The sequence below is a fragment of the Streptomyces uncialis genome, assembly GCF_001905345.1.
Lineage (GTDB): Bacteria > Actinomycetota > Actinomycetes > Streptomycetales > Streptomycetaceae > Streptomyces > Streptomyces uncialis.
Genome location: NZ_LFBV01000010.1, coordinates 719,979 through 745,273 on the forward strand (window position 1 = coordinate 719,979; position 25,295 = coordinate 745,273).

At 71.3% G+C, this 25,295-nt stretch carries 24 protein-coding genes, 1 tRNA gene and 1 riboswitch; of the genes, 6 read left to right on the forward strand and 19 right to left on the reverse strand.

Features of this window, described 5'->3' with window-relative positions; all coding sequences use genetic code 11:
- Positions 1-1,455: 1,455 nt before the first annotated feature.
- Entirely contained in the window at positions 1,456-4,050 is a 2,595-nt protein-coding gene (locus AB852_RS33300; protein WP_218623294.1) for a transglycosylase domain-containing protein, read from the forward strand.
- 525 nt (positions 4,051-4,575) lie between these two features.
- On the opposite strand, the gene AB852_RS33305 is transcribed toward AB852_RS33300, so the two are convergent.
- The 3 genes from AB852_RS33305 to AB852_RS33315 all read right to left on the reverse strand — a co-directional run bounded on the left by AB852_RS33305 (position 4,576) and on the right by AB852_RS33315 (position 5,892).
- Positions 4,576-4,896 (reverse strand): DMT family transporter, encoded by a 321-nt coding sequence (locus AB852_RS33305; protein WP_073794441.1) that lies wholly within the window; start codon positions 4,894-4,896, stop codon positions 4,576-4,578.
- Positions 4,897-4,935: 39 nt separating this feature from the next.
- A riboswitch (guanidine-III (ykkC-III) riboswitch) is annotated at positions 4,936-4,996 on the reverse strand.
- 94 nt (positions 4,997-5,090) lie between these two features.
- Positions 5,091-5,393, reverse strand: a complete 303-nt coding sequence (locus AB852_RS33310; protein ID WP_099283395.1) for a GroES family chaperonin — start codon at positions 5,391-5,393, stop codon at positions 5,091-5,093.
- 166 nt (positions 5,394-5,559) lie between these two features.
- The gene (locus tag AB852_RS33315) at positions 5,560-5,892 is read right to left on the reverse strand and encodes a DUF3618 domain-containing protein (protein ID WP_073793887.1); all 333 of its coding nucleotides are present in this window, start codon (positions 5,890-5,892) and stop codon (positions 5,560-5,562) included.
- A gap of 227 nt (positions 5,893-6,119) precedes the next feature.
- Between AB852_RS33315 and bcp the strand changes: the two genes are divergently transcribed.
- Together bcp and AB852_RS33325 are read left to right on the forward strand one after the other, a co-directional pair.
- Positions 6,120-6,587 carry a thioredoxin-dependent thiol peroxidase gene (bcp, locus tag AB852_RS33320; RefSeq protein WP_073793888.1) on the forward strand — a complete coding sequence of 156 codons (468 nt, stop codon included), beginning with the start codon at positions 6,120-6,122 and terminating at the stop codon, positions 6,585-6,587.
- Positions 6,588-6,642: 55 nt separating this feature from the next.
- Positions 6,643-6,726: transfer RNA gene (locus AB852_RS33325), tRNA-Leu, on the forward strand.
- A gap of 134 nt (positions 6,727-6,860) precedes the next feature.
- Here the strand turns inward: AB852_RS33325 and rdgB are convergent.
- The 4 genes from rdgB to AB852_RS33345 all read right to left on the reverse strand — a co-directional run bounded on the left by rdgB (position 6,861) and on the right by AB852_RS33345 (position 9,404).
- Positions 6,861-7,463 carry an RdgB/HAM1 family non-canonical purine NTP pyrophosphatase gene (rdgB, locus tag AB852_RS33330; protein ID WP_073793889.1) on the reverse strand — a complete coding sequence of 201 codons (603 nt, stop codon included), beginning with the start codon at positions 7,461-7,463 and terminating at the stop codon, positions 6,861-6,863.
- Positions 7,464-7,611: 148 nt separating this feature from the next.
- The gene (locus AB852_RS33335) at positions 7,612-8,004 is read right to left on the reverse strand and encodes a hypothetical protein (RefSeq protein ID WP_073793890.1); all 393 of its coding nucleotides are present in this window, start codon (positions 8,002-8,004) and stop codon (positions 7,612-7,614) included.
- Between the two features lie 244 nt (positions 8,005-8,248).
- Complete coding sequence (rph, locus tag AB852_RS33340; RefSeq protein WP_073793891.1) at positions 8,249-8,977, reverse strand: ribonuclease PH; 729 nt, start codon at positions 8,975-8,977, stop codon at positions 8,249-8,251.
- 193 nt (positions 8,978-9,170) lie between these two features.
- Complete coding sequence (locus AB852_RS33345; protein WP_073793892.1) at positions 9,171-9,404, reverse strand: PTS sugar transporter subunit IIB; 234 nt, start codon at positions 9,402-9,404, stop codon at positions 9,171-9,173.
- A 197-nt stretch (positions 9,405-9,601) separates the two neighbouring features.
- On the opposite strand from AB852_RS33345, the gene AB852_RS33350 reads away from it, so the two are divergent.
- Complete coding sequence (locus AB852_RS33350; protein ID WP_073793893.1) at positions 9,602-10,912, forward strand: PTS transporter subunit EIIC; 1,311 nt, start codon at positions 9,602-9,604, stop codon at positions 10,910-10,912.
- A gap of 81 nt (positions 10,913-10,993) precedes the next feature.
- Here the strand turns inward: AB852_RS33350 and AB852_RS33355 are convergent, their stop codons facing one another.
- The 8 genes from AB852_RS33355 to clpS form a co-directional block, all read right to left on the reverse strand.
- On the reverse strand, positions 10,994-11,746 hold the full coding sequence (locus AB852_RS33355; protein WP_073793894.1) for an MBL fold metallo-hydrolase: 753 nt from the start codon (positions 11,744-11,746) through the stop codon (positions 10,994-10,996).
- An 863-nt stretch (positions 11,747-12,609) separates the two neighbouring features.
- Positions 12,610-13,560, reverse strand: a complete 951-nt coding sequence (locus AB852_RS33360) for a PLP-dependent cysteine synthase family protein (protein WP_073793895.1) — start codon at positions 13,558-13,560, stop codon at positions 12,610-12,612.
- A 5-nt stretch (positions 13,561-13,565) separates the two neighbouring features.
- Entirely contained in the window at positions 13,566-13,853 is a 288-nt protein-coding gene (locus tag AB852_RS33365) for a MoaD/ThiS family protein (RefSeq protein ID WP_073793896.1), read from the reverse strand.
- Positions 13,854-14,013: 160 nt separating this feature from the next.
- Positions 14,014-14,115 (reverse strand): putative leader peptide, encoded by a 102-nt coding sequence (locus AB852_RS41540; protein WP_323181495.1) that lies wholly within the window; start codon positions 14,113-14,115, stop codon positions 14,014-14,016.
- A 103-nt stretch (positions 14,116-14,218) separates the two neighbouring features.
- The gene (locus AB852_RS33370) at positions 14,219-14,641 is read right to left on the reverse strand and encodes a M67 family metallopeptidase (RefSeq protein WP_073793898.1); all 423 of its coding nucleotides are present in this window, start codon (positions 14,639-14,641) and stop codon (positions 14,219-14,221) included.
- Positions 14,642-14,748: 107 nt separating this feature from the next.
- Positions 14,749-16,257: an amino acid permease gene (locus AB852_RS33375; protein WP_073793901.1), complete on the reverse strand. Its 1,509-nt coding sequence runs from the start codon at positions 16,255-16,257 to the stop codon at positions 14,749-14,751.
- 475 nt (positions 16,258-16,732) lie between these two features.
- The gene (locus AB852_RS33380) at positions 16,733-17,344 is read right to left on the reverse strand and encodes a DUF2017 domain-containing protein (RefSeq protein WP_073793903.1); all 612 of its coding nucleotides are present in this window, start codon (positions 17,342-17,344) and stop codon (positions 16,733-16,735) included.
- A gap of 11 nt (positions 17,345-17,355) precedes the next feature.
- Positions 17,356-17,673: an ATP-dependent Clp protease adapter ClpS gene (gene clpS, locus AB852_RS33385; RefSeq protein WP_073793906.1), complete on the reverse strand. Its 318-nt coding sequence runs from the start codon at positions 17,671-17,673 to the stop codon at positions 17,356-17,358.
- A gap of 212 nt (positions 17,674-17,885) precedes the next feature.
- Here clpS and AB852_RS33390 point away from each other — a divergent pair, with 212 nt between their 5' ends.
- Together AB852_RS33390 and AB852_RS33395 are read left to right on the forward strand one after the other, a co-directional pair.
- A complete protein-coding gene (locus AB852_RS33390; protein ID WP_073793909.1) occupies positions 17,886-19,214 on the forward strand; it encodes a nicotinate phosphoribosyltransferase in 1,329 nt (442 codons plus the stop codon).
- 179 nt (positions 19,215-19,393) lie between these two features.
- Complete coding sequence (locus AB852_RS33395) at positions 19,394-19,981, forward strand: isochorismatase family protein (RefSeq protein WP_073793912.1); 588 nt, start codon at positions 19,394-19,396, stop codon at positions 19,979-19,981.
- A 39-nt stretch (positions 19,982-20,020) separates the two neighbouring features.
- Here the strand turns inward: AB852_RS33395 and AB852_RS33400 are convergent, their stop codons facing one another.
- From AB852_RS33400 to AB852_RS33415, 4 genes are all read right to left on the reverse strand, one after another.
- Entirely contained in the window at positions 20,021-21,160 is a 1,140-nt protein-coding gene (locus tag AB852_RS33400; RefSeq protein ID WP_073793915.1) for a Fic family protein, read from the reverse strand.
- An 88-nt stretch (positions 21,161-21,248) separates the two neighbouring features.
- Complete coding sequence (locus AB852_RS33405; protein WP_073793918.1) at positions 21,249-21,944, reverse strand: alpha/beta hydrolase; 696 nt, start codon at positions 21,942-21,944, stop codon at positions 21,249-21,251.
- 106 nt (positions 21,945-22,050) lie between these two features.
- On the reverse strand, positions 22,051-22,416 hold the full coding sequence (locus AB852_RS33410) for a hypothetical protein (RefSeq protein ID WP_073793921.1): 366 nt from the start codon (positions 22,414-22,416) through the stop codon (positions 22,051-22,053).
- Positions 22,417-22,537: 121 nt separating this feature from the next.
- Positions 22,538-24,952: an immune inhibitor A domain-containing protein gene (locus AB852_RS33415; protein ID WP_073793924.1), complete on the reverse strand. Its 2,415-nt coding sequence runs from the start codon at positions 24,950-24,952 to the stop codon at positions 22,538-22,540.
- Positions 24,953-25,295: the final 343 nt, after the last annotated feature.

Here is a 25,295-nt window from a genome sequence, read left to right on the forward strand (position 1 = left end):
CGGGCGGATCATCCCGTATGCCCCCGCATGCCCCTGTATGGCCCGCACGGGACCTGTGAGCCCGTCATGTCGGACCCGTTCGGTGCGACCGGCCCGGCAGTACCCGCAGGAGCGACAGCAGTACCGCACGACCCAGCATCAGATGTATCCGGCGCACAACGTGAATCGGGAGTTCCGCGAACCATGAGCGACGAGCCGCAGCAGCACGATGAGGGCACGCCGGGCAGGGAGCCCGAGCGCCCCGCGGACGCCGCACCGCCGCCGTCCGTCGAGGGCGACCGGTCCGCCGGCCGTCCGGCGGACCCTGACGCACGCCCGTCCCGGCGCCCGGCCACCGGGCCCGCCGGCGGGGCGTCCGACGCCCCGGGCCCGGCCGCCCGGCCCTCCGGTACACCGGGCGGTCGCCCGGCCGACGACAAGGGCCGTTCCGCCCCGCCCGCCGGCACCCCCCCGAAGGGCCCGGCGCGGTCCGGCGGAGGTTTCTTCGGCTCACCCCCGTCCGGTGCGTCCGGCGCGGGCTCCGCGAAGCCGACCGCGTCCGGTGCGCCCGGCGCCTCCGGTGGGGACTCCGCGAGGCCGAGCGGGCCGGGCGCGGGCTCCTCGGGGCCGGGCGGCCCCGGCGGACCGGGCACCTCCCGCCCCACCGGCGCTTCCCGTCCCACCGGCTCCACCGCCTCCGGCGGCGGCACCTCGAACCCCGGCAAGCCCGGGAACCCCGGGAATCCCGGCAAGCCCGGCTCGCCCGGCCCCGCGGCCACCGGCAGCCCCTCCGGAGCGCCCGGCAAGGCCGCTCGTGACAGCGGCGCCCGTGACAGCGGCGGGACCCGGCCCCAGGCCGGTTCCGCCGAGCGCCCCGGCACCCCCGCGGGCCCCACCAGCGGCACCGGCGCCCCCACCGGCCCCCGCACCCCCCGTGGCTCCGGCCCGGCGACGGGCGCGGCCACCGGCGGCCCCCGCACCCCCGGGAGCACCCCCGGGAACGCCTCCACAAGCGCGCCCGGGACCCCCGCCGCGCACCGCACCCCCGGGACCCCGGACACCCGCAAGACACCCCGTACCCCCGGCGCACCGGGCACCCCCGGAGCCCAGGGCGCACCGGGCGCGTCCCGTACGTCCGGCGGACCGGGCGGCAAGAGCGCGCCGGGTACCCAGGGCGGCACCGGAACCGGCAAGTCCGGCACCCCGGGTGCGCCCACCGGGCCCGGCCGGACCGGCACGGCCGGCGGACCGGGCAAACCCGGCGCCCCCGGAGCGCCCAGCGCATCCGGCCGCCCCGGCACGACGGGCGCGCCCGGCAAGCCCGGCGCCACGGCCGCCTCCGGCGGCCCCCGTACGCCGAAGGACGGGACGCCCGGCTGGGCGGCCGACGAAGGGCCCGCCGCGCGCTCCGCCCGGCTCGGGGCCGCCCGTGCGGGCCTGACCCAGGGCGAGTCGCCCGCCGAGTCCACCACCCAGCTGCGCAAGCACACCCCGAAAGCCGCGGCGGCGGGTGCGGCGGGGACGACCTCCGCGTTCGCCGCGACCGGCGGACCGGCCGCACCCGGCGGCCCCGGTGGGTCGGGTGGCGGCCCGAGCGGACCCGGTGGACCGACCGGACCCGGCGGCGGACCCGCCGGATCAGGCCCCGGTGACACCGGCGGGAAGAAGGGCGGCAAGGCAGGCAAGGGCGCCAAGGGGAAGAAGGCCAAGCGTCCCAAGCGCAAGGGATGGCGCCGTCTCGTGCCGACCTGGCGGTTCACGCTCGGCTCGGCCCTCGCGCTGCTGCTCCTCGCCGTGGGCGCGTTCATGACCGGGTACCTCCTCGTGGAGATCCCGGCGGCGAACGCCGCGGCGACCGCGCAGAGCAATGTGTACCTCTACGCCGACGGCTCGCAGCTCGCCCGGGACGGCGAGGTCAACCGGGAGAACGTGCAGCTCTCGCAGATCCCCGAGGACGTCCAGCGGACCGTGCTGGCGGCCGAGGACCGGGACTTCCACTCCCAGTCGGCCGTCGACCCCAAGGCGATGCTCCGCGCCGGGTGGAACACCGCCACCGGCAAGGGCAAGCAGTCGGGTTCGACGATCACCCAGCAGTACGTGAAGAACTACTACCTGGCGCAGGAGCAGACCGTCTCCCGCAAGGCCAAGGAGTTCTTCATCGCGATCAAGCTGGACCGCGAGGAGACCAAGGAGGACATCCTTGAGGGCTACCTCAACACCAGCTTCTTCGGCCGCAACGCCTACGGCATCCAGTCCGCCGCGCAGGCGTACTACGGCGTCGACGTCGAGAAGCTGACCATCGAGCAGGGCGCGTACCTCGCGTCGCTGCTCAACGCCCCGAGCGCGTACGACGTGGTGGCCTACCCGCAGAACAAGGGGCAGGTGGTGTCCCGCTGGAACTACGTGCTCGACGGGATGGTCAAGGAGGGCTGGCTGGCCTCCGAGAAGCGCGAGGCGATGAAGTTCCCGATGCCGATCGAGGCGAAGGGCCCGTCCGGGATGTCCGGTCAGCGCGGGTATCTCGTGCAGGCCGTCAAGGACTACCTCTTCGAGCACGACATCATCAGCGAGGAGATGCTGAACGTCGGCGGCCACCGGATCACCACCACACTCCAGAAGCCGAAGCAGGACGCCTTCGTGAAGGCGGTCGACGACCAGCTGATGGCCCGGGTCGACAAGGAGGCCCGCAAGGTGGACCGCAACGTCCGCGCGGGCGGGGCGTCCATCGACCCGGCGACGGGTCACGTCGTCGCGATGTACGGCGGTATCGACTACACCAAGCAGTACGTGAACAACGCGACCCGCCGGGACTACCAGGTGGGCTCGACGTTCAAGCCGTTCGTGTTCACCACCGCCGCCGAGCACGACTCGGTGACCCAGGACGGCCGTCCGGTCACCCCGAACACCGTGTACGACGGCACCAGCGAGCGTCCGGTCGTCGGCTGGAACGGCGGACGGTACGCGCCGCAGAACCAGGACCAGGTCAGCTACGGCCCGGTCACCGTCCAGGAGGCCACCGACAAGTCCGTCAACTCGGTCTATGTGCAGATGGCCGTGGACGTGGGCTCCGACAAGGTCAAGCAGACCGCGATCGACCTGGGGATGCCGAAGGACACCAGGGACCTGCACCCGACCCCGTCGGTCGCGCTGGGCACCGCCACCGCGAGCGTCCTGGACATGGCCGAGACGTACGCGACGCTCGCCAACCACGGCAAGCACGGCGACCCCGTCATGGTCATGAAGCTGACCAAGGACGGCAAGGAGATCGCGCTGCCGAAGCGGCAGACCAAGCAGGTCATCAGCCGGGAGGCGGCCGACACCACCACGTCGGTGCTGCGGAACGTCGTCGAGAACGGTTCGGGACGGGCGGCCCTGGCGGCCGAGCGGCCCGCGGCGGGCAAGACGGGTACCGCCGAGCAGGACAAGGCGGCCTGGTTCGCGGCGTACACCCCCGAGCTGGCGACCGTGGTCTCGGTGATGGGGCAGGACCCGGACTCCGGCAAGCAGCAGCCGCTGTTCGGGGCGCTCGGCGAGCCGCGGATCAGCGGCAGCGGGCCGCCGGCGGAGATCTGGGCGCAGTACACGAAGGCCGCGCTCGCGGGCACCGAGACCCAGGAGTTCGAGCTGCGGGTGCAGGACGGTTCCGACCGGCGGCTGGAGCTGCCCGGTACGGAGCCCAGCGGTACGCCCGACAGCACGGACGGTTCGCCCGACCCGGGCAGCAGCAGCCCGAGCGGCGACGACGGGGAGCAGGAGCAGCCCGGCGGTTCCGACACCCCGAGCACGACCACCGGCTCCGGTTCGTCCGGCGGCGGCCAGTCGCCGGGGCAGGGGCAGTCGCCCGACCCCGGTGAGGGCGGCGCGGAAGGCACGGTCGAAGGGCAGAGCGGCGGTACCCCGGGTCCGGGTGCCACGGAGGGCACCAGCGGTGACTCCTCCGGGGGCGGCCCCGGCCCCGGCGAGGGCGGTGAGACCGGCGGCGAGGAGACCGGCGGCACGGGCGAGACCACCGGCGAGACCACCGGCACCCCCACCGGCGGAGCCAGCCCCGGCCTCCCCACCACCCAGTAACCCAGCAGCACGCAAACCGGTTCCCCGCGCCCCACGAGCGCCCCGCACCCGAAAGCCAACGGGCCGAGGCACCACCTCAGGGGCGCGGGGAACCGCGCGAGCAACCAGGAGCCACCCGCACCCGAACGGAACCCGCAAGGGGCGCAACCAAAGGGGCGCGAGGAACCGCGCACCCCACGAGCGACCGCACAGGAACAAGCACGCCCAGCCCAGCGAACCCAGGGGCGCGAGGAACCGCGCAACGAGAGCCACCCGCGCCCGAAGAGCGAACCGTAATGGGGCACCACCCAGGGGCGCGAGGAACCGCGCGAGCAACCAAGGACAACCCGCACCCGAACGGGAACCGCGAGAGGCACCACCCAAGGGGCGCGAGGAACTGCGCACCCACCGAGCGACCGCACAGGAACAACCGCGCCCAGCCCAGCGAACCCGCAGGCGCAGGCGAAGGCACCCCACGCACCGAAGAGCTCCTGTGCTGAACGGAGAACGTCCAGCCCAGGAGCTCAGAAGCGCAAGCGAAGGCGGTCAGTGGCCGGACGTGGCCTTCAGACCGACGACCGCGACCAGCAACAGCGCGATGAAGAAGATCCGCGCGGCGGTCGCGGGCTCACCCAGCACCAGCATGCCGAGGATCGCCGCCCCACCCGCGCCGATACCGACCCACACCCCGTAGGCCGTCCCGATGGGAAGGGTCTTCGCCGCCTGCGCCAGCAGGACCATGCTCGCGGCGATCCCGATGATGGTGAACACACTGGGCCACAGCTTCGTGAAGCCCTCGGTGTACTTCATCCCGATCGCCCAGCCGACTTCGAGCACGCCGGCGATGATGAGCAGAATCCAGGCCATGATCGGCACCTCCGTGGTTTCCATGACGGATGAACAGGGGGTGCGTCGTCTTTCCGTGTCCCGGTACGGCGCGTCTCGTCGGGGTGGTTGCCACCGTAGCAAAGAACGGGAAAGAGGCTGGTGACAGGGGTCACCAGCCTCTTTGCCACCGAAAGGTTTTCGCACCGGACACCGCGGCCACCAGGGGCCACGGGTTACAGGTAGAGCCCGGTCGAGTCCTCGGAGCCCTCGAAACGGTCGGCGGCGACGGCGTGCAGATCGCGCTCGCGCATCAGGACGTACGCCACACCCCGTACCTCGACCTCGGCGCGGTCCTCCGGGTCGTACAGCACCCGGTCACCGGGCTCGACGGAACGGACGTTCTGTCCGACCGCGACGACACCGGCCCACGCCAGCCGCCGTCCGACGGCCGCGGTCGCGGGGATCAGGATGCCCCCGCCGGAGCGCCGCTCGCCCTCGGCCGTGTCCTGCCGTACGAGCACCCGGTCGTGCAGCATCCGGATCGGAAGCTTGTCGGGCGAGGTGTCGAAGTCCTTGTTGGCGCTCACGCCCTGAACCTACCTGCCCGTGCCCCGGGTACGCCGGTGGGGTGGCCCGTACGTCCGTACGGGCGCTCACGCCCGTCCGGGTGACGCCGGACGCCGGGCCGCCCCGCCGCGGCGGTCAGTCGCCCCGCCGGCGCGAACCGCTGTACGCCATCAGTCCCACGAGACCGATGACGACGAGGGCCACCGGGACGACGCGCTCCAGCCGGGGCGCGCCCTCGTCGGAGACCAGCTGGCCCTTGGCCCGGGAGAGCACCCGGTTGGCGCCGACGTAGACGCGTCCGAGGGTGTTGTCGACGCTCGCCGCGACCTTGGCCTTGGCGTCCCCGACGATCGTCTTCGGGTGCACCCGTACGCCGATCTCGTCCAGCGTCTCGGCGAGGCGCTGGCGGCGGCGCTCGATGTCCGCCTCGATCTGCGCCGGGGTCCTGGTATCCGATGTCTCCGGCACCGTGCTGCCTCCGTGCTCGTGTCAGGCGTGGGGCGGACGGGGTGCCGTCGCGGTGCTGGCCCGCCGGGCGCCTCGTCCGTGCTTGCGTGATTCCGTGTTTCCGTCCGGTCGACAGTCTGTCAGCTTCCCGCGCGACCTACCCCACGGCACCCCCATTACGCTCCCTTGTGTAATCGGCCCCGGGCGCGACCGGCCCGCGGCCCCGCACCCCCGTGAGGAGACCGGCGATGAGTGAGCGACTCCAGCCCGGCGACACCGCCCCCGCCTTCACCCTGTCCGACGCCGACGGCAACGAGGTCTCGCTGGCCGACCGCAAGGGCCGCAAGGTCATCGTGTACTTCTACCCGGCCGCGCTCACCCCGGGCTGCACCAAGCAGGCGTGCGACTTCACCGACAACCTCGACTTCCTCGCCGGGCACGGCTACGACGTGATCGGTGTCTCGCCGGACAAGCCGGAGAAGCTGGCGAAGTTCCGCGACCAGGAGGAGCTGCGGGTCACCCTGCTGGCCGACCCGGACCGTTCGGTGCTGGAGGCGTACGGGGCGTTCGGGGAGAAGAAGCTGTACGGCAAGACGGTGACGGGGGTCATCCGCTCCACGGTGATCGTCGACGAGGACGGCAAGGTCGAGCGGGCCCTGTACAACGTGAAGGCGACGGGACACGTGGCCAAAATCATCAAGGACCTCGGTCTGTGACGTCCCCTGTCCCCTCCGGCGCGCGGCCCGGGGCCATTACGATGGGCGCGCGGACGCGGCCGTGGTGGAACTGGCAGTCACGCTGGGTTTAGGTCCCAGTGGGGTAACACCCGTGAGGGTTCGAGTCCCTCCGGCCGCACCGGACGAAGGCCCGGCCTCCCGATCGAGCACCAGGGAGGCCGGGCCTTCCGGCTGCCGGGGGCCCGGCGCGAACCGGGGGTGTCGCGGGGCCCGGACCGTCGCGGTGGCGGCTCCCGCCTCCCGCCTCCCGCCCTACGGCAGCAGTTCGCGCAGGACGGGGACCAGCGCGCGGAACGCCTTGCCGCGGTGGCTGATGGCGTTCTTCTCGTCGGCGCTGAGCTCGGCGGTGGTGCGGGTGTCGCCGTCGGGCTGGAGGACCGGGTCGTAGCCGAAGCCGCCCGATCCGGCGGGGACATGGCGCAGGGTGCCCCGCAGCCGTCCCTCGACCACGCGCTCGGTGCCGTCGGGCAGGGCGAGGGCCGCGGCGCAGGTGAAGTGGGCGGCGCGGTGCGGGGCGTCGATGTCGGAGAGCTGGGCGAGCAGCAGATCGAGGTTGGCGCGGTCGTCGCCGTGCCGTCCGGCCCAGCGGGCGGAGAAGATGCCGGGGGCGCCGCCGAGTACGTCCACACAGAGGCCGGAGTCGTCGGCGACGGCGGGCAGTCCGGTGGCGCGGGCCAGGGCGTGTGCCTTCAGCAGGGCGTTCTCGGCGAAGGTGACGCCGGTTTCCTTGACGTCGGGGATGTCCGGGTAGGCGTCGGCGCCGACGAGGTCGTGGCCGAGACCTGCGTCGGCGAGGATCGCCCGCAGCTCGGTGAGTTTGCCGGCGTTGCGGGTGGCGAGGATCAGGCGCGTCATACCGGGGATTATCCCTGGTGGGACGGTCGCCGCCGGGCGGGGGTGGAGCGGTCCGCGCCGGGCGGGTGCGAGACCGTCCGCCGCCGGGCGGGGGTGGCCCGCCCGGACCGGGGGGCCGCCGGTCCGGCGGCCCCGGGCGCGTCCGTCGTTACGGGGTGCAGACCTTGGTCAGTTCGCCCGCGGCGTCCGTGACGGGGCTGATGTCGGGAGTGCTGTCGCCGCTCTCGACGGCCTTGCTGACGTTGTCGACGGCCTGGGTGAGGTCGTCGACGGCCTTGCCGAGGTCGGCGTTGTCGGTGGTGTCGCCGATCTTGTCGAGGTTCTTCTCGATCGAGTCGAGCGACTCCGCGGCCTGCGTCGGGTCGTTCGCGGCGTTCTCGACGGCCTGCTGGAGGTCGGTGACGCTCTCGGCGATCGTGTCGGCGGTCTGGACGCAGTCCAGGGCCTTGTCCACGGCGCTGCATCCGACGGCGAGCGGAGCGAACAGCGCCGCTCCGGCGAGAGCGAGTGCGGTGACGGTGCGGCGACGGCGCGCGGCCATGTGGAGGTCCCTCCCGAGAGTCCAGGTACGGGCGCGCGGTGCTGTCCGCCCGCCCGTACTACTAGATACGCGCACGGCCGCCGGTTGGTTGCCCCGTCACGGCAAGACCTGCGGTACGGGCCCGGCGGACCGGCGGGTCCATCGCCGCTCCGGGCCCTTGGCGGGGACCGGGTCCGCCGCTGCCCCGGGACCCCGAACGGGGCCCCGGCTCACCGCTGTTCCCGGCTCCCGGCCGGGAACCGGCTCACTGCTCTTCCAGGACCTTGCGCTGGAGGGCGGCGAGCTCGTCGCAGCCGCTGACGGCCAGGTCGAGGAGGCCGTTCAGCTCGGTGCGGTCGAAGGGCTCGGCCTCGGCGGTGCCCTGCACCTCGACGAAGCGGCCGTCGCCGGTGCAGACGACGTTCATGTCGGTGTCGGCGGTGACGTCCTCCTCGTAGCGGAGGTCGAGGAGGGGAACGCCGCCGACGATACCGACGGACACGGCGGAGACCGTGCCGGTCAGCGGCTGGCGTCCGGCGCGTACCAGCTTGCGGCCCTTGGCCCAGGTGACCGCGTCCGCGAGGGCGACGTACGCGCCGGTGATCGCGGCGGTACGGGTGCCTCCGTCGGCCTGGAGGACGTCGCAGTCCAGCACGATGGTGTTCTCGCCGAGGGCCTTGCAGTCCACGACGGCGCGCAGGGAGCGGCCGATGAGCCGGGAGATCTCATGGGTGCGGCCACCGATCCGGCCCCGGACGGACTCGCGGTCGCCGCGGGTGTTGGTGGAGCGCGGCAGCATCGAGTACTCGGCGGTCACCCAGCCCTCGCCGCTGCCCTTGCGCCAGCGGGGCACGCCCTCGGTGACGGAGGCGGTGCAGAAGACCTTGGTGTCGCCGAAGGAGACGAGGACGGAGCCCTCGGCGTGCTTGCTCCATCCGCGTTCGATGGTGACGGGGCGGAGCTGTTCGGGGGTGCGGCCGTCGATACGAGACATGCGCCCGACCCTATCGCCCGGCCCATGGCCCCCCGGTCCCGCGTCCACACCGGACCACCCCGCCGTGGACCGGGGGCGGGAGGCGGGTCAGGAACCGTGGCGGGGACCGGGTCAGGAGACGGGCCGGGGCCAGGTCAGGAATCGTGGCCGGGGCCGGGTCAGGAACCGTGGCGGGGGGCCGCCGGGCGCGGGGTCACATCATGTCCTCGATGTCCGCGGCGATCGGGTCCGCGTCCGTGCCGATGACGACCTGGATCGCGGTTCCCATCTTGACCACCCCGTGCGCGCCCGCGGCCTTGAGCGCGGCGTCGTCCACCTTGGACGGGTCGATCACCTCGGTGCGCAGCCGGGTGATGCACCCCTCGACCTCCTCGATGTTCTCGATCCCGCCGAGCCCGGCGACGATCTTCTCAGCCTTGGTGGCCATGGTGTCTCCCTGCGGTCAGTGAGGAACGGGGACGGACGGGGCGGGCGGGGGCACGACGACCTGCCACCGCCATCCGCTTTGTCACGGTAACCCACTGTTGGCCCAACTTCGCGAGCGGTCACTGTGAGCGTGCCGAAGGATGACGATCACGATGTGCCACCCGACCAGGTGGCACACGGCATCCCGGGAGGACGCCCATGAGCGCGGACAGCGCGGCAGCACCCACCCGTACGCGCTGGAACGGACTGTTCCAGGGGTTGCAGAAGATGGGCCGCAGTCTTCAGCTGCCCATCGCCGTACTGCCTGCCGCGGGCATCCTCAACCGCCTCGGCCAGCCGGACGTGTTCGGCGTCGACGGCCTGGGCTGGACGGACATCGCCACCGTCTTCGCCGCGGCCGGCGGCGCCCTGATCGACTCCAATCTGGGTCTGCCCCTGCTGTTCTGCATCGGTGTCGCGATCGGTATGGCCAAGAAGTCCGACGGCTCCACCGCGCTCGCCGCGGTCGCCGGCTTCCTCGTGTACTACGCGGTGCTGCGCGCCTTCCCGGAGGACTGCCCCGAGGAGGCCGACTTCCTCGGGGCCGGGATGTGGAGCGGGCTGTGCGTCGCCGAGGACGGCACCTCCGCACTGGCCGCGTACCAGAACCCCGGGGTGTTCGGCGGCATCGTGATGGGTCTGATCACCGCGTACATCTGGCAGCGGTTCCACCGGACGAAGCTGGTCGACTGGCTCGGCTTCTTCAACGGACGGCGCCTCGTACCGATCATCATGGCGTTCATCGGGCTCGTCTTCGCCGCGCTCTGCGTCTGGATCTGGCCGCCGATCGGTGACGCGCTCACCAGCTTCTCGCAGTGGCTGGTCGACCTCGGCGCCTGGGGTTCGGGCATCTTCGGTGTCGCCAACCGGGCGCTGCTCACCATCGGGCTGCACCAGTTCCTGAACACCTTCGTGTGGTTCCAGTTCGGCGACTACACCAAGCCGGACGGCTCGGTCGTGCACGGTGACATCAACCGGTTCCTGGCGGGCGACCCGACGGCCGGGCAGTTCACCACCGGCTTCTTCCCGATCATGATGTTCGCCCTGCCCGCGGCGGCCCTCGCGATCACGCACTGCGCCCGTCCCGAACGCCGCAAGATCGTCGGCGGGCTGATGCTGTCGGTCGCGCTGACGTCGTTCGTCACCGGGATCACCGAGCCGATCGAGTACTCGTTCCTGTTCATCGCCCCGCTGCTGTACGCGATCCACGCGGTGCTGACCGGTGTCTCCATGGCGGTGACCTGGGCACTGGGCATCAAGGACGGCTTCAGCTTCTCGGCGGGCCTGATCGACTACGTGATCAACTGGAGTCTCGCCACCAAACCCTGGCTGATCATCCTGGTGGGGCTCGGGTTCGGGGTGCTGTACTACGCGATCTTCCGGTTCGCGATCATCAAGTTCGACCTCAAGACCCCCGGGCGCGAACCCGAGGAGGAGTCGGAGGCGGAGGACCGCGAGAACGTGAAGTGACCCCGGTGGGCCGCTGACACCGGGCGGTTGATCACGCGAGGCCCCCGCCGGCGGTCCGGCGGGGGCCTCGCGCGTCGCCGCTCAGACCGTGTACGTGCGTCCAGCGACGGCCAGTTCGGCGGGACCGCGGAACACCTCACGGGCGTCCTGGAGGTTGATGTCCGGGTCCGTCCACGGCGGGATGTGGGTGAGCAGCAGCCGGCCGACCCCGGCGCGGCGGGCGACCCCGCCGGCCTCCCGGCCGTTGAGATGCAGATCGGGGATCTCCTCCTTGCCGGCCGTGAACGCGGCCTCGCAGAGGAAGAGATCCGCTCCGGCGGCCAGCTCGTCCAGCTGTACGCACACGCCGGTGTCGCCGGAGTACGTGAGCGTCCGGCCGCCGTGCTCGACGCGGATGCCGTACGCCTCGACGGGGTGCGCGACGCGTTCCGTGCGGACGGTGAACGGGCCGATGTCGAAGGTCGCGGGCTTCACCGTGTGGAAGTCGAAGACCTCGCTCATCGAGGAGGCGGAGGGAGTGTCCGCGTAGGCCGTGGTGAGCCGGTGCTCGGTGCCCTCCGGGCCGTACACCGGCATCGGCGCGCAGCGGCCGCCGTCGTGCCGGTAGTAGCGGGCGACGAAGTATCCGCACATGTCGATGCAGTGGTCCGCGTGCAGATGGCTGAGGAAGATCGCGTCGAGATCGTAGAGACCGCAGTGGCGCTGCAACTCGCCCAGGGCGCCGTTGCCCATGTCGAGGAGCAGCCGGAAGCCGTCGGCCTCGACGAGGTAGCTCGAACAGGCCGAGTCCACGGAGGGAAACGACCCCGAGCAGCCGACGACGGTGAGCTTCATGGAGCTGGAACCTCCGCGCTGACAGGAGACTGGCAGGATGTCCGACCGTCCGGCGGGGCCGGTGTCCCGGCTGAGGGGATCGGGGTTCTTGCGGTCTGTCGAGCGTATGCCGCGGAGGGGTTGGGCGCTCCCCCGTCACTGACCGTTGTGGGCGAACTCACCCGGTCGCCTTCGCTTGCGCTCCCGAGGTTTCCTGTGCTGGACGTACTTCGTTCCTGTGCCGTCACTCGTGGGTTTTGCGCAGTTCCCCGCGGGTCGCCTTCGCTTGCGCTCCCGAGGTCTGTCCGGCTGGACGTACTTCGTTCCTGTGCCGTCGCTCGTGGGTTTCGCGCAGTTCCCCGCGCCCCTTTGGGGCGCGTCCGGTCGGTTCTTCGGGTCGGTGCCGGTCGGGATTCTCCGTCCTCGATCCGACGCGCTCGGTAGGACGTACCCGTACCCGGCTGAAGAGCATCGGAGTCTGCGGGCAGAGATTCCCGCTCACCCCCTCCCGCAGCCATGCGACTGCGAGAGGAGAGGAGTGCCCCTTCAGGGGCGCGGGGAACTGCGCGAAAACGAGGACGGCCCCGCACCCGAAGAGCGACCGCCATGGGGCAGCGCCTCAGGGGCGCGGGGAACTGCGCACCCCCGTCCGACCCGCACCGGGACAAGTACGCCCAGGTGTGGAACCCCAGGGGCGCGGGGAACTGCGCGAGGACGGCCCGCACCCGGGGGACAACAGGTCGGGGCAGCATCCAGGGGCGCGGGGAACTGCGCACCCACCGAGTACCTGTGCTGGAACAAGTACGCCCAGCACAGGAACCCAGAGGCGCAAGCGAAGGCGACCCGCACAGGAAACTCGGAAGCGCTAGCGAAGGCGCTATGCGTTACGCCCAGAGTTGGCCGTGGAGGCGGGCGACGGCCTCTTCCGTGGTGGCGGCCGTGTACACCCCCGTGGAGAGGTACTTCCAGCCCCCGTCGGCGACGACGAACGCGATGTCCGCGCTCTCCCCCGCCTGGAGGGCCTTCCGTCCGACCCCGATCGCGGCATGCAGCGCCGCCCCCGTGGACACCCCCGCGAAGATCCCCTCCTGCTGGAGCAGCTCCCGTGTCCGCGCCACCGCGTCGGCGGAGCCGACGGAGAACCGCGTGGTCAGCACGGACGCGTCGTACAGCTCCGGCACGAACCCCTCGTCGAGGTTCCGCAGCCCGTAGACGAGGTCGTCGTACCGCGGCTCGGCGGCGACGATCCGTACATCCGGCTTGTGCTCACGCAGAAAGCGGCCGACGCCCATGAGCGTCCCCGTGGTCCCGAGCCCGGCGACGAAGTGCGTGATCGACGGCAGGTCGGCGAGGATCTCCGGCCCGGTGGTGGCGTAGTGCGCGCCCGAGTTCCCCGGGTTCCCGTACTGGTAGAGCATCACCCAGTCGGGGTGCTGCTCCGCCAGTTCCTTGGCGATCCGCACCGCCGTGTTGGAACCGCCCGCCGCGGGCGACGGGATGATCTCGGCGCCCCACATGGCGAGCAGGTCCCGCCGCTCCTGCGAGGTGTTCTCGGGCATCACGCACACGATCCGGTAGCCCTTGAGCCGGGCGGCCATCGCGAGGGAGATCCCGGTGTTGCCGGAGGTCGGTTCGAGGATGGTGCAGCCCTCGGTCAGCCGGCCGTCCTTCTCCGCCTGCTCGATCATATGGAGCGCGGGCCGGTCCTTGATCGAGCCCGTCGGGTTGCGGTCCTCCAGCTTCGCCCAGATCCGTACGTCGTCGGAGGGCGACAGGCGCGGCAGCCGGACGAGCGGTGTGTTGCCGACCGCGTCGAGCGGGGAGTCGTACCGCATGCCGGTCAGGCCATCCCGCCGGCCACGGCGGGCAGGATCGTGACGCTGTCGCCGTCGTTGAGCTTGGTGTTGATGCCGTCGAGGAAGCGGACGTCCTCGTCGTTGAGGTAGACGTTCACGAACCGGCGCAGCTCGTCGCCCTTGTCGGCGTCGACGAGCCGGGCGCGGATGCCCGGGTGACGGCTCTCCAGGTCGGCGAAGAGGGCGGCGACGGTGTCCCCGCTGCCCGGGACGGCCTTCGCCCCGTCGGTGTACTGGCGGAGGATGGTCGGGATGCGGACCTCGATGGCCATGGCGGTGGGCTCCTGTCGGATAAGGGTGGGGAAGTGGTCGGTTCGCTGCGTCCGGCGGCGGGGTGTCCGGGGTGGTCCGCGGGTGTCCGCTCGGGCGGGTCCGGGACCCGGCCGGCGGTCCGCCGGCCGCGGGTCGTTCAGCGCCGCACGGCGGCGGGGGTCAGCTCGGACAGATGGCGCTGTCGGACCGGCACAGGTCGACGTGCAGCCGCGCCACGAGCAGCGTGCCCGGCGTCTTCTCGCTCACGTCTTGGGGAACCATGCGGTCATCGTATCGATTCCCGGTACGGCTTCCCGAGAGGCATCCCACATGCCGGACGGTTTTCGACCGGTATACGGGATGGGCGAGAGGGCGGAGGGTCCGGTCAGTACGCGGGGACGACGCTGACCTCCTCCTCCGTGACCACCGCGTCCACGATGCGGAACGAACGGAACTGGAAGGGACCGGCGTCGTCCGCGTCGGCGGTGGAGACGAGCACGTAGTGCGCGCCGGGTTCGTTCGCGTAGGTGATGTCCGTGCGGGAGGGGTGCGCCTCGGTCGCGGTGTGCGAGTGGTAGATGATCACGGGCTCCTCGTCCCGGTCGTCCATCTCGCGGTACAGCTTGAGGAGGTCCCCCGAGTCGAACTCGTAGAACGTGGGCGAGCGGGCGGCGTTGAGCATCGGGATGAACCGCTCCGGCCGCCCGGACCCGGCGGGCCCGGCGACGACCCCGCACGCCTCGTCCGGGTGGTCCGCGCGGGCGTGGTCCACGATCCGGTCGTACAGGTCCTGGGTGATGGTCAGCATGCGCCCAGGATAAGCAGCGGACCCCCGCGTACCAGGGGGCGGTACACGGGGGTCCGGATGCTGGACGGGGCGGCCGCCGGAGCGGGGTCGCGGCCCGGTGGGACGGGCTACTCGCGCCCGGAGTCCACCGGGTCGGCGGGGGCCGTGCCCGGGGCCGGACCGGTCCGCTTGCGCACATTGAACGCGGCGGCGTCCGGGTCGCGCCGCTTCAGCGCCAGGTACGAGACACCGAGCAGCAGTCCCCAGACCGGGGCGCAGTACAGCGAGATACGGGCGTCCCGGTCGATCGCCATCATGGTGATCACCACACCGATGAACCCGAGGGCGAACCAGCTGGTGAACGGGGCGCCGGGGGCCTTGAACGAGGACTGCGGGAGTTCACCGCGGTCGGCGAGGGCGCGGTAGCGGATCTGGCTGACCAGGATCATGATCCAGGCCCACATACCGGAGATGGTCGCGAAGGACACGACGTAGTTGAACGCCTCGCCGGGCCAGCGGTAGTTGATCCAGACGCCGACGAGCATCAGCGCGGCGGAGAACGTCGTCCCGACGAGCGGGGTGCCGCGGGTGGTGAGCCGGGTGAAGATCCGCGGGCCCTGGCTGTTGAGGGCGAGGTCGCGCAGCATCCGGCCGGTGGAGTACATCCCGGAGTTGCAGGAGGACAGCGCGGCGGTCAGTACGACGAAGTTGACGATCGCGGCGCCCGCGGCGAGGCCCATCTCCTCGAAGGCGGCGACGAACGGGCTGACGCCGGGCTTGAACTCGGTCCACGGCACCACCGAGAGGATCATGATCAGCGCGCCGACGTAGAAGACGGCGATACGCCACGGGACGGTGTTGATGGCCTTGGGAAGGGTCTTCCGGGGGTCCTTGGACTCCCCCGCGGTGACCCCGACGAGTTCCACGGCGAGGAACGCGAACATCACGATCTGAAGGGTCATCAGGGTGCCGCCGATGCCCTTGGGGAAGAACCCGCCCTCGGACCACAGATGACCGACGGTGGCGGTGTCGCCCGCGTCGGAGAAGCCGAGGGTGAGGATTCCGGCGCAGATCAGGATCATGCCGATGATGGCGGTGACCTTGATCATCGAGAACCAGAACTCCAGTTCACCGAAGAGCTTCACGGAGATCAGGTTCGCGCAGTACAGGATGACGGTGAACACCAGTGCGGACAGCCATTGGGGGATGTCCCACCAGTACGTCATATAGGTCGCGGCGGCGGTGACCTCGGTGATGCCGGTGACCACCCAGAAGAGCCAGTACGTCCAGCCGGTCACGAACCCCGCGAAGGGGCCGACGAACTCCCGCGCGTACTCCGAGAAGGAGCCCGACACGGGGCGGTACATGAGGAGTTCGCCGAGGGCCCGCATGATGAAGAAGATCACGAGGCCCGCGACGGCGTACGCCAGGATGAGACTGGGTCCGGCCTTGGAGATGGCCTTGCCCGCGCCGAGGAAGAGTCCGGTGCCGATGGCGCCGCCGATGGCGATCATCTGGATCTGCCGGGCGCCGAGCGCGCGCTGATACCCCTCCCCGGGGCCGTCCGCCTGGGGTTGCGCGGTCAGGGGAGCGCCGTGATCGCCTGTGCCGTCCTTGCCGACCTGCGTCGAGGTCATAGGTGAAACCTTTCGCCGGTTCAGGGGTGGGGCCCCGTCGGGTGCCGCAGATGTATCACGTGCCCGGCGAAGACCGAATGAGGCGCATGTGACGCAGGTCACGGGAAGAACCGGACGAAATTCCCCTCGCACAGCAAAGGACACGAGGGTGGTGACGCGATCGTTATCCGGATTTGAGCGTCCTCTGAGCGAACACCCGGGGTGTTCCGGGGGAGGGCGGCGGCACCGGCGGGGATCCGACGGGGGCCGGGCGCGGGCCGGGCGTGGGTCCGCCGGAGGGCCGGGCGCGGGGGCCTCACCCGGACGGCGGCCGTCCGGGTGAGGGGGCGTTGCGGCCCCGGATCACCCGCACGGCGGCGTCCGGGGGCATCCGGCGACGTCCCGTTCAGCGGCCGAGGGCGTCAGGACATCCGGCGGCTGAGAGTGGCACCGGGTCACGGGGTCAGGACGCCCGGCGGCCGAGGACGTCACGGCGTCACGGCATCAGTGCGGTGACCAGGGTTTCCTGGAGTCCGCCGAGCCAGAGGTACGCCATCACCATCGGTTTGCGGGGGTCGGTGTCCGGCAGCCGGTAGAGCAGATCCGCGTCGTCCTCGTCGCTGATCTCCAGCCGGGTGCCGATCGCGAGCCGCAGGTCGTTGAGCGCGCCGAGCCAGCGGCGGCCGTCCTCGGCGGTCAGCCTCAGCCCGGCCGTGCCGTCGCCGTCGGGGCTCAGCCCGTCGAGGGTACGGATCAGGGCGAGCGCGTCCTCGCGCTTGCGGGCGCGCAGGTCGTTCTCCGTGAAGCGGCGGAACTCCGAGGAGCGGGCCGTGCGTTCGGCGGCCTCCTGCGCGGAGCCGGAGGACGCGCCGGGTCCCTCGTACGCGTCGGGGAGCAGCCGGCGCAGCACCGGGTCGGCGGGCGGTTCGGTGGGGCCGTCGGTGAAGAGTTCGGCGAGCGGGTCGGTGGAGGCGTCGGCCTCCCCGCCGGGGCCCGGTCCGACCAGTTCGAGGAGCTGCACCGCGAGGGAGCGGATGATGGAGATCTCGACCTCGTCGAGCGCTACGGCCGCGCCGCCGCCCGGGATCGGTTCGAAGTGTCCTGGCATGAGGTTGGTCGCTACTTCCGGTCCTGCTGGAGCGTCGCCCACAGCCCGTAGCCGTGCATCGCCTGCACGTCGCGTTCCATCTCCTCGCGGGATCCGCTGGAGACGACGGCGCGGCCCTTGTGATGGACGTCCAGCATCAGTTTCGTGGCCTTGTCCTTGGAGTACCCGAAGTACGCCTGGAAGACGTAGGTCACGTAGCTCATCAGATTGACCGGGTCATTGTGGACAAGCGTGATCCAGGGAACGTCCGGCTCGGGTTCGGCGAACACCTCTTGTGCCGAATCGGGTTTCTCGGTCTCTAGGGGAGCGGGAGCCGTCACACCGCCCATGCTGCCACCCGACGCCCCGCAGCGCATAAACGGGGCCGGTGCGGCGGGGTGGGCGAGGCTCCGCGCGGGCCGCCTCCGGGCCCGCCCCGGCCCCGCTCCGGGATCCCCTGAGGACCCCCTGCGGACCCCCTGCGGACCCCCTGCGGACCCGCTCGCGAGCCTGCGGAAACAGAAATCGTCAAAGTGACGAGATTGGGGGTAGCATCTTGGTCATGAACACTGCGGACCTAGGGCTGCCGGTGGATGTGCCGTCGACCGCGCTCTTCACGGATCACTACGAACTGACGATGCTCCAGGCCGCGCTCGCCGCGGGCACCGCCGAGCGGCGTTCCGTCTTCGAGGTCTTCACCCGCCGGCTGCCCGAGGGGCGCCGGTACGGGGTCGTCGCGGGCACCGGGCGGGTCCTGGACGCCGTGGAGAACTTCCGTTTCGACGAGCCCGTGATCCGCTTCCTGCGGGAGCGGCGGATCGTGGACGAGCGGACCCTGGCGTGGCTCGCGGACTACCGGTTCACCGGGGACGTGTGGGGCTATCCGGAGGGCGAGGTGTACTTCCCGGGCTCCCCCGTCCTGCGGGTCGAGGGCTCGTTCGCGGAGTGCGTCCTGCTGGAGACGGTGATCCTTTCGATCCTCAACCACGACTCCGCGATCGCCGCCGCCGCGTCCCGGATGGCCTCCGCCGCCGGGGACCGCCCGCTGATCGAGATGGGCGCCCGGCGCACCCATGAGCTGGCGGCCGTGGCGTCCTCCCGGGCCGCGTACATCGGCGGCTTCGCCACCACGTCCGACCTCGCGGCGGGCTTCCGCTACGACATCCCGACCGTCGGTACCTCCGCGCACGCGTTCACCCTGCTCCACGACAGCGAGCGGGACGCCTTCCGCGCACAGGTCGACTCGCTGGGCGCGGGGACGACACTGCTGGTCGACACGTACGACGTCGCCGAGGCGGTACGGGCCGCGGTCGACATCGCGGGGCCCGGTCTCGGGGCGGTGCGCATCGACTCCGGTGATCTGCTGCTCGTCGCCCACCGGGTGCGCCAGCAGCTGGACGAGCTGGGGGCCACGGGCACCCGGATCGTGGTGACCTCCGACCTGGACGAGTACGCGATCGCCTCGCTCGCGGCGGCGCCCGTCGACGCGTACGGGGTGGGCACCCAGCTCGTCACGGGCTCCGGACACCCCACGTGTTCGATGGTCTACAAGCTGGTGGCACGTGCCACCAGCGCCGATCCCGCCGAGCCGCTGGTACCGGTCGCCAAGCGGTCGACCGGCGGGAAGACCTCCATCGGGGGCCGCAAGTGGGCCGCGCGGCGCAAGGACGGGCAGGGCGTCGCGGAGGCCGAGGTGATCGGTACGGGCCCGGTGCCCGCCGCGCTGGCCGGCGAACAGCTGCTCGTGGAGCTGATCAAGGGCGGTTCGGTGCTCTCCCGGGAGTCCCTGGACGTGGTCCGGGACCGGCACGCGGCGGCCCGCGCGGGGCTGCCCCTGTCCGCCACCCAGCTGTCGCGCGGGGACGCCGTGATCCCCACCGAGTACGTCTGAGGTGCGGCCGGCCGGGCCCGGCGGGGTTCGGCCGGTGCCACCGGGGTACGTGCGCAGGCATGGACCACGTGTGACAAGGCAGGTGACACCTCTCCCGGGACCGCCCGGCGGCCCCCGCGTCCGGCCGCCCGGCCGGAACCGTTCCGCCCCGCCCCATCCCACCTGACAAGGACCCCGACATGCGCCGCGCACTCATCGTCGTCGATGTGCAGAACGACTTCTGCGAAGGCGGCAGCCTCGCCGTCACCGGAGGCGCCGATGTGGCCGCCGGTGTCACGGAACTGATCGGCCAGGCGCCCGCCGGTTACCGCCATGTGGTGGCGACCCGTGACAGCCATGTCGACCCCGGTGACCACTTCTCCGACCACCCCGACTACGAGACCTCGTGGCCCGTGCACTGTGTCGCGGGGACCGAGGGCGTCGGCTTCCACCCGAACTTCGCCCCGGCGGTCGCCTCCGGCGCGGTGGAGGCCGTGTTCGACAAGGGCGCGTACGCCGCCGCGTACAGCGGCTTCGAGGGCGCCGACGAGAACGGCGTCACCCTCGCGCAGTGGCTGCGCGCGCGGGACGTCACCGAGGTGGACGTCGTCGGGATCGCCACGGACCACTGTGTGCGGGCCACGGCCCTGGACGCGGTCCGCGAGGGCTTCCGCACCCACGTCCTGCTGGACCTCACGGCGGGCGTCTCGGCCACCCGCACCGACCACACCCTCACGGAACTCCGCGAAGCGGGCGTACACCTCACCGGCAAACCGGTCGTGTCCTGACCTGGCCGAGTCCTGCTCCGGCGGCCAATGGCTCGGCCTCTACGTCTCGGTGTACGGCTCACGCAGTGCCCGGGGTTCCAGCACTCCCCTGACCGCGTCCTCGGGGACGCCGGCACCGACGACGTAGTAACGGCCCTGGGCCTCACCCCGGGGCGCCAGCCAGTCCGCCCGGACCAGTTCGCGGAGGTCGCGCAGGGCCTGCTGCGTGCTGAGTCCGGCGTCGGCCTGGTAGGTCGCCCGGCGCACCCGGTTGCCCATCACCGCCGGGTAGAGGGCGTACAGGGTGCGGTCGGCCCAGCCCTGGCGCTCCACCGCCTCCTCCAGCACGGACCACACCGTGCGGGTGGTCTCCACCTGGCGCTCCACCGCCTGCGCCTGCTGGTGGTGGGCCCGCAGACAGAACCGGAGCCATGGCCTGGTGTCCCGGCCGGGCGTCCACACCGGGCCGCCGACCTCGGCGAGGACGTCGTAGTAGCGGTAGGTGTTACGGGCCCGTCCCAGCCACTCCTCGATGCTGGAGAACTCCGGCGCGACGATGCCCTCCCGGGCCAGCACCAGGGTCTGGAGGGCACGGGACATCCGGCCGTTGCCATCGGCCCAAGGATGGATCGCCACGAGGTTCAGATGGGCCATCGCGGCCCGGACGAGGACCGGGGCGTCCGGATCGCCCTCGTTGAGCCAGTCCACCAGCTCACCGGTGAGTTCCGGCAGCCGCTCGGCGTCCGGCGCGGTGTACGCGGCGATCGTGGGGTCGTCCGGCGAGGTCACATGGACGGGCCCGCTCCGCCACCAGCCGGGCCGCTTCAGCGGATGGTGCCCCTGCATCATGAAGTGCAGGGCGTTCAGCAGCCCTTTGCCGTACGCGAAGTCCGGGCCCGCGTCGGCGAGCCGCTGGATGTACGTCATCGACTGCCGGTATCCCTCGATCTCGGCGGTGACCGTCCCACTCGCCTCGATCGGTGCCTGGCCGAGCAAGATGTCCTCTACGTCGGCGGCACTCGCCACGTACCCCTCGATGGCGTTCGAGCCCGCGATGGCCCGCGCGGTCAGATCGCGGCGGAGCTGGCCCTCCCATCTGCGCGGGGTACGCAGCTGGAGCCGCAGCCGCGCCCGCATCCCGTCGATCTCCGCGAGCACATGACGATCACGGTCGTCCAGGTCAGGCAGTCCATACAGCATGACTACATGACACCATCATCCTGTCATCAACGCAAAGACACTCGGGCACCCCTACCCCACCCCGGCGCGGCGGGGTGCCCGCGGTCGGTCAGCCCGAGGTGTCGCGTACCGCTGTTTCGATGAAGTCGGTGATCTCGGTGGGGCGGGAGGCGAGGGACGCGTGGCTCGCGGGGAGTTCGAGGGTGTCGCGGGGGGACATCCGGGCCGCCATCTTGCGTTCGTTCTCCGGGTTGATCATCCGGTCGTCCGTGGAGATCTGGTACCAGGTGGGCTTCTTCGCCCAGGCGGGGGCCGTGATGTTGTCGCCGAAGGTGCTGGCCAGCGGGGCCTTCTGGGTGACGGCCAGGACGTACGCCTCGTCCTCGGGGAGGTCCTGGCAGAAGCTCTCGCGGTACTTGTCCTGCTTGACCCAGAGGTAGCCGTCCGAGTCGGGGGCGATGTTCTCGAAGGCGGCCGGCGGGAGCTCCTGGCTGATCCCGCCGGGGCTCTCGCCCGCGTCGGGGGCGAACGCCGCGACGTAGACCAGGCCGGTCACATTGGGCAGGTCGCCCATCTCCGTGATCACCGCGCCGCCGTACGAGTGGCCCACCAGGAGCACGGGGCCGTCGATCTGCTTGACCATCTTGCGGGTGCGCTCGGCGTCCTCCGCGAGGGAGGTGAGCGGGTTCTCGACGGCGTGCAGGGAGCGGTAGTCGCGGCGCTTCAGTTCCAGGATGACCTTGCTCCAGTGGGCGGCGCCGCCCCAGAAGCCGTGGACGAGAACGATCGCGGGCTTGTCGGCCATGTCTGCGTGCCTTTCGGAAGGTGGTCCTGGCGGCCCCCCTGGACACCGTAGGACCGCCTCCCGGGGCCCGCCACCGCTGGCCGGAGCCCTTCGCGCACCGCTGGGGTCAGGCCGCCGGGGTCCGGCGCAGCAGGCTGCGGATCGGGTGCCAGAGTTCCGCCGCGTCGTCGGGCGCGGTGCGCCAGACGAGGCCGTCCGGGTGGTGCAGGACCGCCGTGATCTCGTCCGGGGTGGGCGGCTGGACGTTTCCGCGCAGATAGACCGAGCGCAGTCCGAGGTTGCGCAGCCGGGTCAGGGCGCGCGCCCGGTTCGCGGCGACGACCAGGACCCGTACCCGGGCCGGGCCGTCGGCCGGGGTGGCCGGGACGGGACCGTGGACGCCCGGCGCGGGCCCCGGGTCGGCGGGGCTCGGCAGATTCAGGGCGACGACGACCTTCCCGTTCGGCAGTTTGCAGAACCCTCCTGCGGTCATTCCGTCACACCCCCGTGAGACTTCGTGTCAATAAGGACCGTACGGACGCACCTAAGCACGAGCGGCCGCCACCCCGCTAGGGGGTAGCGGCCGATCATGACCTGACCTGCGAGAACGCTGTTCAGCGGGTGGAGCGACCCACCTCGACGGTGATCGTCGAGCCGTCCCTGGGCTGCTTGACGATCTTGATGCGGGTGTTGGTGTCAGTGACCTTCACACTCGCGGTCGGGTTGGCCGCGTCCCAGTAGGTGCCCTTGCGGTCGTCGAAGACCGGGACACCGGCGTGCGACCTGATCCGCAGCGGGACGTCCGCGCTGTGGAGCGTGAAGTCCTCCGAGCGGTACTTGCTGAAGGTCGAGTCGAACGCCTGGATACGGTTGCGGGCGGTGCTGCCGTTGGTCCACTTCAGCGGCGCCGGGCTGGCGTCGATCGGGAGGATCAGGCCGCTGCCGTGGTGGCGGCTGGTGTTGTTGTCCTTCTGGGAGGTGTCCCAGAGCCAGACCAGCAGCCCCTTCTGGTAGCTGTAGTGCTCGACCCAGTCCGGACGGGTCGTCGAGAAGCCGAAGTTGTACGGGCCGACCTCAAGGGTCTTGTCGTACGACACGTACTGCCGGTTCTCGGCGATGTAGTACTGCTCGTACTGGTTGGTGAAGGACTCACCGATCCGGGAGAAGCCCTTGGTCGCCCAGCCGGCCGTCTCCGTCTCGGCGTTGTCGGTGAACACCGGGGCGCCGTCGGCGGTGACCGTGATCGCGTCACCGGCGAAGCCGAGTCCGCCGGTGCCGCCGTCGGTGGCGTAGCGGAAGCGCAGCCCGATCTGGCGGCCCGCGTACGCGTCCAGCGGGTAGACCAGCTTCTTGTGGGCGCCGGAGACACCGCTCAGCCCGGGGCGGTCGGCGCCGTCACGGGCGAGGGGGCCGCCGTCGGCGGTGCCTTCCAGGGCGGTCCAGTTGGCGCCGCCGTCCGTGGTGACCTCGGCGTAGAGGTAGTCGTAGTTCTCCTCGATGTCCCACCAGCCCTGGAGGGACAGTTCGGCCGAGGTGCGGCCGGTGAGGTCGACGTTCCGGGTCAGGGTGTTCTGGAGGTCGTCGCCCTGGCCGCTCCACCACTGCCGGGTGCCCTCGGCGGGCTTCACGACATTCGTGGTGACGGGCTTCTGCGGCAGCTGGACGATCAGCGCCTGCGGGTTCTTCGTGTTGTACGCGGAGACCCCGAGCTTGTGCGTCGAACGGGTCGCCGCGCGGGCCAGGTCGTAGTCGAGCCAGCCCAGCTGGAGCTTGTCCCAGGCGGTCATGTCACCGGGCAGGTCACCGATGGAGTCCTTGCCGCGGCCGAGCCAGGAACCGCTGGACATCAGCGACCAGAAGCCGGTGGAGTTCTCACCGCCGCCGGAGGTGTCGTAGAGGTCGGGGAGCCCGAGGTCGTGACCGTACTCATGGGCGAAGACACCGAGGCCGCCGTTCTCCGGCTGCATGGTGTAGTCGCCCACCCATATACCGGTGTCACCGATCTGGGTGCCGCCCGCGCGGTTGTTCGCGGGGCCGTTGCGCCCGGCGTCGCTCCCGTACGCGTACCAGCGGTGCGCCCACAGGGCGTTGGGGCCCTCGGCGCCGCCGCCCGCGGACTCGTCCTCGCCCGCGTGGACGATCTGGAAGTGGTCGATGTAGCCGTCGGCCTCGTTGAAGTTGCCGTCCTGGTCGAAGTCGTAACGGTCCCAGGAGTCGTACGGGGCGAGGCCCGCCTTGATCTGCGCGTCGGTGCGGCCGGCGGCCTTCTGGTCGCGGACCCACGCGGTCACACCGTCGCGGACCGTGTCCCAGACGTTGACGCAGTTGGACGAGCCGCAGTAGTTGGAGCCGTACCGGGCCTCGTTGTAGTCGACCTTGACCCAGTCGGAGACCTCGCCCTCGACCGAGTAGCGCCCGGAGGACGCCTTCTCGTAGTAGGTCTTGAGGGACTCCTTCTTCTGGCCGAACTGGTCCCGGCCGGTCCCGAAGTAGAGGTCCTCGAAGTGCCTGCGGTCGTAATCGGCCTGCCAGGCGGTCGAGTTGTCCTTGGCCCGGTCCGGCTTCGCGATCTTGTTGTGCGCCGGGCCGGGGGTGCCGCCGTACTTCGTCACGGGCGGCTTCGGCCCGTCGGGGCCGTCCGGGTCGTGCTGGGTGGTGCTGTCGACCTTGTCGCCGAACTCCACCAGGATCGTGAAGATCTTGTCGGTCTTCTCCCGGCCGAGCTCCACGTACTTCCGGTCGTCGAGCTTGACGACCTTCGAGGCACCGCGCTGCTGCACGGTCGCCTCACCCGCGAGGACCTGCTCCAGGGCGGACTCGCGCTGTGCGGCGCGCGCTTCGCTGAAGGGGCCTTCCAGGTCGTGGTCGACGTGCTCCTTGGCCGGGGCCGGGTCGTGCCGGTCGACGGCCGGGGCCGGCGCGGCCACGGGGTCCGGAGCGGCCAGGGCGGGGCCCGCGAACGCGGCGGTGGCCGCGGCGAACGCCGCGACCACCGCGGTCGCCCTGGTCGTCCGTTGTCTTCTGCTCACGTGAAGGTGTCCTCCCCTGCGCGCCGCGTCCCACGGCCATTGGGGGGTTTCCCGAACTCAGGAGGGGCCGCTCGCGGCATGCGCGTCACAAGTGCCGTCATTCGATCGGAGTTGAGGAAGAAAAGACAGACCTTGATTTGGACACCTCAAAGTACTATGCAGGGTCCGGGGTCCGATAACCGGACACCCCGTACGGACCGGGACCCCAGGTGACCCGGGACCGACCGGCGCGTCGGCCGTCCACTGGATGGAATCGGTGAATCCGTGCGCCCCCCGTGCACCGGGACCGTGGGCGACGTCACGCTTACCGGATGGACCAAAGGGGCATGCACGCGGTGGAGTT

What these genes read in the sequence shown, in the direction of transcription:
- AB852_RS33305 (WP_073794441.1), bottom strand. Translation starts at nt 4,896, where the DNA reads ATGGCCTGGATTCTGCTCATCATCGCCGGCGTGCTCGAAGTCGGCTGG.
- AB852_RS33310 (WP_099283395.1), bottom strand. Translation starts at nt 5,393, where the DNA reads ATGCTGCACGACCGGGTGCTCGTACGGCAGGACACGGCCGAGGGCGAG.
- bcp (WP_073793888.1), top strand. Translation starts at nt 6,120, where the DNA reads ATGAGTGAGCGACTCCAGCCCGGCGACACCGCCCCCGCCTTCACCCTG.
- rdgB (WP_073793889.1), bottom strand. Translation starts at nt 7,463, where the DNA reads ATGACGCGCCTGATCCTCGCCACCCGCAACGCCGGCAAACTCACCGAG.
- AB852_RS33335 (WP_073793890.1), bottom strand. Translation starts at nt 8,004, where the DNA reads ATGGCCGCGCGCCGTCGCCGCACCGTCACCGCACTCGCTCTCGCCGGA.
- rph (WP_073793891.1), bottom strand. Translation starts at nt 8,977, where the DNA reads ATGTCTCGTATCGACGGCCGCACCCCCGAACAGCTCCGCCCCGTCACC.
- AB852_RS33345 (WP_073793892.1), bottom strand. Translation starts at nt 9,404, where the DNA reads ATGGCCACCAAGGCTGAGAAGATCGTCGCCGGGCTCGGCGGGATCGAG.
- AB852_RS33350 (WP_073793893.1), top strand. Translation starts at nt 9,602, where the DNA reads ATGAGCGCGGACAGCGCGGCAGCACCCACCCGTACGCGCTGGAACGGA.
- AB852_RS33355 (WP_073793894.1), bottom strand. Translation starts at nt 11,746, where the DNA reads ATGAAGCTCACCGTCGTCGGCTGCTCGGGGTCGTTTCCCTCCGTGGAC.
- AB852_RS33360 (WP_073793895.1), bottom strand. Translation starts at nt 13,560, where the DNA reads ATGCGGTACGACTCCCCGCTCGACGCGGTCGGCAACACACCGCTCGTC.
- AB852_RS33365 (WP_073793896.1), bottom strand. Translation starts at nt 13,853, where the DNA reads ATGGCCATCGAGGTCCGCATCCCGACCATCCTCCGCCAGTACACCGAC.
- AB852_RS41540 (WP_323181495.1), bottom strand. Translation starts at nt 14,115, where the DNA reads ATGGTTCCCCAAGACGTGAGCGAGAAGACGCCGGGCACGCTGCTCGTG.
- AB852_RS33370 (WP_073793898.1), bottom strand. Translation starts at nt 14,641, where the DNA reads ATGCTGACCATCACCCAGGACCTGTACGACCGGATCGTGGACCACGCC.
- AB852_RS33375 (WP_073793901.1), bottom strand. Translation starts at nt 16,257, where the DNA reads ATGACCTCGACGCAGGTCGGCAAGGACGGCACAGGCGATCACGGCGCT.
- AB852_RS33380 (WP_073793903.1), bottom strand. Translation starts at nt 17,344, where the DNA reads ATGCCAGGACACTTCGAACCGATCCCGGGCGGCGGCGCGGCCGTAGCG.
- clpS (WP_073793906.1), bottom strand. Translation starts at nt 17,673, where the DNA reads ATGGGCGGTGTGACGGCTCCCGCTCCCCTAGAGACCGAGAAACCCGAT.
- AB852_RS33390 (WP_073793909.1), top strand. Translation starts at nt 17,886, where the DNA reads ATGAACACTGCGGACCTAGGGCTGCCGGTGGATGTGCCGTCGACCGCG.
- AB852_RS33395 (WP_073793912.1), top strand. Translation starts at nt 19,394, where the DNA reads ATGCGCCGCGCACTCATCGTCGTCGATGTGCAGAACGACTTCTGCGAA.
- AB852_RS33400 (WP_073793915.1), bottom strand. Translation starts at nt 21,160, where the DNA reads ATGCTGTATGGACTGCCTGACCTGGACGACCGTGATCGTCATGTGCTC.
- AB852_RS33405 (WP_073793918.1), bottom strand. Translation starts at nt 21,944, where the DNA reads ATGGCCGACAAGCCCGCGATCGTTCTCGTCCACGGCTTCTGGGGCGGC.
- AB852_RS33410 (WP_073793921.1), bottom strand. Translation starts at nt 22,416, where the DNA reads ATGACCGCAGGAGGGTTCTGCAAACTGCCGAACGGGAAGGTCGTCGTC.